The following is a 5,290-nucleotide window of genomic DNA, read 5'->3' as shown; positions in this document are numbered from 1 at the left end:
CCCCCGCGCCGGGCGGGGGGGGCGGCGGCGCGCCGCACCCACCACCCCCCCCCCCCCCCCCCCCCCCCCCCCCCCCCCCCCCCACGGGGGTGCCGCCAGCGCCAGGCGGCCCAGGGCAGCAGCGCCAGCAGCGGCAGGAACCCCACGCCCTTGGTCACCGTGCCCACGCCGGCGGCGAAGGCGCCCAGCGCCAGCAGCTTCCAGTTGGGCCCCAGCAGCAGATGCCGCAGCAGCGCCCACAGCGACAGCGTGGTCATGCCCACCAGCACCATGTCGATCTGCGCGCGCTTGGCCATCAGCCCGAACTGGATGCACACGAACAGCCCCAGTACCGCATAGCGCGCCACGCGCCGGTTCCACAGCCGCCGCGACAGGTCCCAGGTCAGCCACAGGGTCAGCAGCGCGGACAGCAGCGACGGCAGCAGGAAGGCGATGTTCCAGTTGCCCAACACCTTGTAGGTGGCGGCCTGGATCCACATGAAGGTCGGTGGCTTCTCCGCGTACAGCTCGCTGCCCCGGTGCGGCAGCAACCACTGCCCGGTTTCCACCATCTGCCGCGCGGCCAGCACGAAGCGCGGCTCGTCGGGCGGGGAGGGTTCGCGCATGCCGAGCCCTGCCAGCAGGCTGGCCACGATCAGGGCCAGCAGCAGGAACCAGGGGGCGGAAGATCGGAGGCGGGTCGGGCGCACGCGGGGCTCGTCTGCGGGGTGGTCGGGGATCATCGCGCGGCCGGCGTGGGAAGCGCGTCGTAGGACGCATTGTCACCTGTTTCGACGTCGCTCCGACCACCGCTGCGGCTACGATGGGCACGCACGCCCGTCCCACCGCCGCCTGGATGCCCGTCGATGGCGCCGGAGTGCGTTCCAGAGGCGGGGCGGGGCATCGTTCTTCCAAGGGTTCTGCACATGCGGCTGCTGGTCATCGAAGACAATCGCAATCTGATCGCCAATCTTTTCGACTATTTCGAGGCGCGCGGCCATGTGCTCGATGTCGCCCCCGACGGCGTGACCGGGCTGCACCTGGCCGCCACCCAGTCCTACGATGCGATCCTGCTGGACTGGATGTTGCCGCGCATGGAAGGGCCGGAGGTGCTGCGGCGCCTGCGCGAGGAGCACCGCTCCGAGGTGCCGGTGATCATGCTCACCGCGCGCGACGAGCTGCCCGACAAAATCGCCGGTTTCCGCGCCGGCGCCGACGACTACCTGACCAAACCCTTCGCCCTGCCCGAACTGGAAGTGCGGCTGGACGCGGTGCTGGCGCGCACTCACGGGCGCAATCCACGCAAGGTGCTGGAAGTGCACGACCTGCGCCTGGACCTGGCCACGCTGGAAGTACGGCGCGGCGGCCAGCCGCTGCACCTGTACCCGGCCTGCCGCAAGCTGCTGGAAGTGCTGATGCGCGCCAGCCCGGCCGCGGTGCCGCGCGACCAGCTCGAGTACGCGCTGTGGGGCGAGGAGCCGCCCGATGGCGACATGCTCCGCTCGCACATCTACGAGCTGCGCCGCAGCGTCGATGGTCCGTTCGAGGAGAAACTGCTGCACACCCTGCCGCGCGTGGGCTATCGCCTGTGTGCGCCCAGCGCGTCGGCGATGGCCGAGAGCGGCGAGCGATGAAGCGGCGGACGCTGCGGCGCAAGCTGCTGGGCTGGCTGGCCAGCTATCTGGCCCTGCTGACCCTGGTGGTGTTCAGCGCCGCCAACTATGTGCACGAGCGTGCCGAGCATTCGGTATGGCGGGCGCTGCTCAATTCCGAACTGGACAGCGTGATCGCCAACAAGCGCGTCGACCCGGACTACCGCTGGCAGGATTCGGACACCCTGCATTTTTTCAGCGAGCACGATGCCCATGGCATCCCGGACGTGCTGGCGCACCTGATGCCCGGGCTGCACGACGGCGTCTGGCTGGAAGGGCACCGCAGCGCGGTCATGGTGCGCGAGACCAGCGACTTCGGCCGCGCGATGCTGGTGCTGGACATCACCGATTTCGCCGACCTGGAGCACTTCATCACCCGCTGGGCGGTATTGGCCGGCATCGCGATGGCGATCGTCACCCTGCTGATGGCCTGGGTCGGCATGAACCGGCTGGTGCGCCCGCTGGTCGGACTGGCCGACGACATCGCCGGGCTGCAGCCCGAGCGCAGCGGCCAGCGGGTGCAGGTCACCGCCCGCGGCAGCGCCGAGATGGAGGTGATCGCCGACTCGGTGAACGATTACCTGGAGCGCAACGAGCGTTTCGTCGAGCGCGAGCGCGCCTTCATCAGTACGGCCAGCCACGAACTGCGCACGCCCATCGCGGTGATCACCGGTGCGGCCGAGCTGGCGCTGGAGCAGGCCGGACTGCCGCCGCGCGCGCGCCAGCAGCTGCAGCGGGTGCGCAGCACCGCGTCCAGCATGGAGCAGCTGATCCAGCTGATGCTGCTGCTGGCCCGCGAGCCGGCGAGGCTGGCGGCGTTGAGCGAGCCGTTGGCGCTGGAGCAGCTGCTGCCGGAGATCGTCGCCGACCATGCCTATCTTGCGGGCGGCAAGGAACTGTCGGTCCAGGTGACGGAATCGGCGCCCTGCACGATCGTGGCGCCGGTGGGGGTGGTGCAGGCGGCGGTCGGCAACCTGCTGCGCAATGCCATGGAGAACAGCGACCGCGGCGTGATCCGCATGTCGCTGACGCCGCGGGCCGTGGTGACCATCGAGGATCCGGGGCATGGAATGAGTCCGGAGGAAGTGGCCGCGGCCTACGCCAAGATCGCGCGCGGCGAACGCAACATGCGCACCGGCATCGGCCTGGACCTGATCGGCCGCCTGTGCGAGCACCTGGGCTGGAAGCTGGACATCCACTCGGGCCCGGAGCGTGGCACCCGGGTCACGCTGGACATGGGCGCATCGTTGCCGTGATGCAGGCAGGCCGGTCGCCGCGGCTTTGTAGCGCCGGGCAACGCCCGGCGGGGGCTTTCCCGGTAAGGCCCCAGCGGGGCGTTGCCCCGCTCTACGAGGTGCAGGCTGCCGTGGCTTTGTAGCGCCGGGCAACGCCCGGCGGGGCTTTCGCGGTGAGGCCCCAGCGGGGCGTTGCCCCGCTCTACGAGGTGCAGGCTGCCGTGGCTTTGTAGCGCCGGGCAACGCCCGGCGGGGCTTTCCCGGTGAGGCCCCAGCGGGGCGTTGCCCCGCTCTACAAGGAACGGGCTGCCGCGGCTTTGTAGCGCCGGGCAACGCCCGGCGGGGGCTTTCCCGGTAAGGCCCCAGCGGGGCGTTGCCCCGCTCTACAGGAGGGGCGGGGCGAGCAGGTCGCGTTCGACCAGCCACTGCTTCGCGTCGTCGGCATCCTGCTCGAACCACGCACGTGTCGAGCCGAGCCGGTACGTATAGCCCCACGCATCCATGTCGGCCATCAGCCGCGCGCTGCCGACGCCGGGCAGTTGCCCGGCCAGCACGATCTGCAGGTAGCAGGTGGCGTCTTCCTCGGGCACCGAATCGGTGGCGTCGGTGTGCACGAGCGCGCGCCGCTCGGGCGGCAGCACGATCAGGTGGCAGGCTTCGTGCAGCATCGAGTGCACCGGCGTGTCGGCGCGCACGTAGACGTCGGTGGCGATGATGCCGGCCTCGGGCTCGCCCCAGTAGCTGCCGGGAATCTTCTGCCCGTCGTCGACCCGGTTCAGGCGCAGGCCGTGGCGGGCGAGCAGCGCGGCCGCGTCGTCCCAGGCGATATCGCCCACGCACAGGATGGTGGCGGGCTCGGTGGAGGGCGGTAGGGGCATCGGTATCGGCACCCGGGGCCGGCAGGCGGCCCCGGGTACAGGAATCAGCTCTGCGGGCCTTCGGGCAGGGCCACGGAAATGTCGAGCACGTCGTGCTCGCCATCCTTGACCAGGTCGACCTTGACCGCGTCGGCGTCGATGTTGACGTACTTCTTGATCACTTCCAGCAGCTCGCGCTGCAGCAGCGGCAGGTAGTCCGGGCCGCCGCGGGTGCTGCGTTCCTGGGCGATGATGATCTGCAGGCGGTTCTTGGCGGTTTCGGCCGTGCTTTTCTTGGCCTTGAAGATGTCGAAAAGTCCCATCGTCACCCTCCGAACAGCTTGCTGAAGAAGCCCTTCTTCTCAACGGAAATGAAGCGCATCGGGCGCTCCTCGCCAAGGATGCGGCCGACCGCGTCCTCATAGGCCTGGCCGGCCATGGATTCGGTGTCCAGGATCACCGGCTCGCCCTTGTTGGAGGCGTTGAGCACGTCGCCGGACTCGGGGATCACGCCGATGGCCTTCAGCCCCAGCACTTCCTCCACGTCGCCGATGCTGAGCATCTCGCCGCTTTCCACCCGCGCCGGGCTGTAGCGGGTCAGCAGCAGGTAGGCCGGCACGTTCTTGCCGACCTCGGCATTGGCGGTCTTGGAGTCGAGCAGGCCGATGATGCGGTCCGAGTCGCGCACCGAGGACACTTCCGGGTTGACCACGACCACCGCGCGGTCGGCGAAGTACATCGCCAGGAAGGCGCCCTTCTCGATGCCGGCCGGCGAATCGCAGATGACGAAGTCGAAACCGTCGGCGGCCAGGTCCTTGAGCACCTTCTCCACGCCTTCCTTGTTCAGCGCGTCCTTGTCGCGGGTCTGCGAGGCGGCCAGCACGAACAGGTTGTCGAAGCGCTTGTCCTTGATCAGGGCCTGTTTCAGCGTGGCCTCGCCATGGACGACGTTGACGAAGTCGTACACCACCCGGCGCTCGCAACCCATGATCAGGTCCAGGTTGCGCAGGCCGACGTCGAAGTCGATGACGGCGACCTTCTTGCCGCGGCGGGCCAGGCCGCACGCGATGCTGGCGCTGGAGGTGGTCTTGCCGACGCCGCCCTTGCCGGAGGTGACTACGATGATTTCAGCCAAAGGATTTCTCCTGAATGTTCCGTGGTGGGCTGCGCGTCAATCCAGCGCAGCGATCATGATCTGGTCCTGTTCCAGCCAGACCTGCACGGCCTTGCCGCGCAGGTTGTCGGGAATATCGTCCAGCACCTTGTATCGTCCCGCAATCGCGACCAGTTCAGCGTGGAAGTCGCGGCAGAAGATGCGGGCGCCGGTATTGCCCTGCGCGCCGGCGAGGGCGCGGCCACGCAGGGTACCGTAGATGTGGATGCTGCCGTCGGCGATCACCTCGGCACCGGCGCCCACCGTTGAGAGTACGGTCAGGTCGCAGTTCTCGGCATACATCTGCTGGCCCGAACGCACCGCGCCCAGCTGCATGCGGCCGGGCTGCGAGGCGGGAGCGGCGGGTGCCGGCGCCGGTTCGGGCGCGCGGCGTGCCGGTGCGGGGGGCGGGGG

7 protein-coding genes are annotated in these 5,290 nt (G+C 69.4%); 2 read left to right on the top strand and 5 right to left on the bottom strand.

Features of this window, described 5'->3' with window-relative positions; translation table 11 throughout:
* The coding region (locus tag QMX80_RS18160) for a glycosyltransferase family 39 protein (protein ID WP_282278581.1) at positions 1-605 on the bottom strand (605 nt) is incomplete at its 3' end.
* Between the two features lie 300 nt (positions 606-905).
* Here QMX80_RS18160 and QMX80_RS18155 point away from each other — a divergent pair.
* Together QMX80_RS18155 and QMX80_RS18150 are read left to right on the top strand one after the other, a co-directional pair.
* A complete protein-coding gene (locus tag QMX80_RS18155; RefSeq protein WP_282278580.1) occupies positions 906-1,613 on the top strand; it encodes a response regulator transcription factor in 708 nt (235 codons plus the stop codon).
* A complete protein-coding gene (locus QMX80_RS18150; protein ID WP_055764327.1) occupies positions 1,610-2,887 on the top strand; it encodes a HAMP domain-containing sensor histidine kinase in 1,278 nt (425 codons plus the stop codon). The genes QMX80_RS18155 and QMX80_RS18150 overlap by 4 nt, the downstream gene beginning before the upstream one ends.
* 362 nt (positions 2,888-3,249) lie before the next feature.
* On the opposite strand, the gene QMX80_RS18145 is transcribed toward QMX80_RS18150, so the two are convergent.
* The 4 genes from QMX80_RS18145 to minC form a co-directional block, all read right to left on the bottom strand.
* Complete coding sequence (locus QMX80_RS18145; RefSeq protein ID WP_282278578.1) at positions 3,250-3,744, bottom strand: hypothetical protein; 495 nt, start codon at positions 3,742-3,744, stop codon at positions 3,250-3,252.
* Positions 3,745-3,788: 44 nt separating this feature from the next.
* The gene (gene minE / locus QMX80_RS18140; RefSeq protein WP_055764330.1) at positions 3,789-4,046 is read right to left on the bottom strand and encodes a cell division topological specificity factor MinE; all 258 of its coding nucleotides are present in this window, start codon (positions 4,044-4,046) and stop codon (positions 3,789-3,791) included.
* A gap of 2 nt (positions 4,047-4,048) precedes the next feature.
* Positions 4,049-4,858 (bottom strand): septum site-determining protein MinD, encoded by an 810-nt coding sequence (gene minD / locus QMX80_RS18135; protein ID WP_055764333.1) that lies wholly within the window; start codon positions 4,856-4,858, stop codon positions 4,049-4,051.
* A 36-nt stretch (positions 4,859-4,894) separates the two neighbouring features.
* On the bottom strand, positions 4,895-5,290 hold a 396-nt coding region (minC, locus tag QMX80_RS18130), incomplete at its 5' end, for a septum site-determining protein MinC (protein WP_282278574.1).

Source organism: Stenotrophomonas sp. PS02297, assembly GCF_029959705.1.
In the GTDB taxonomy this organism is placed as follows: Bacteria; Pseudomonadota; Gammaproteobacteria; order Xanthomonadales; family Xanthomonadaceae; genus Stenotrophomonas; species Stenotrophomonas nitritireducens.
The sequence above is the reverse complement of the archived record's forward strand: the minus strand, read 5'-3'. Positions and strand labels throughout refer to the sequence as shown.

Bases quoted from the DNA above. Each gene is read 5' to 3' on its own strand.
- QMX80_RS18150 (WP_055764327.1), top strand. From the start codon at position 1,610: ATGAAGCGGCGGACGCTGCGGCGCAAGCTGCTGGGCTGGCTGGCCAGC.
- QMX80_RS18145 (WP_282278578.1), bottom strand. From the start codon at position 3,744: ATGCCCCTACCGCCCTCCACCGAGCCCGCCACCATCCTGTGCGTGGGC.
- QMX80_RS18155 (WP_282278580.1), top strand. From the start codon at position 906: ATGCGGCTGCTGGTCATCGAAGACAATCGCAATCTGATCGCCAATCTT.
- minE (WP_055764330.1), bottom strand. From the start codon at position 4,046: ATGGGACTTTTCGACATCTTCAAGGCCAAGAAAAGCACGGCCGAAACC.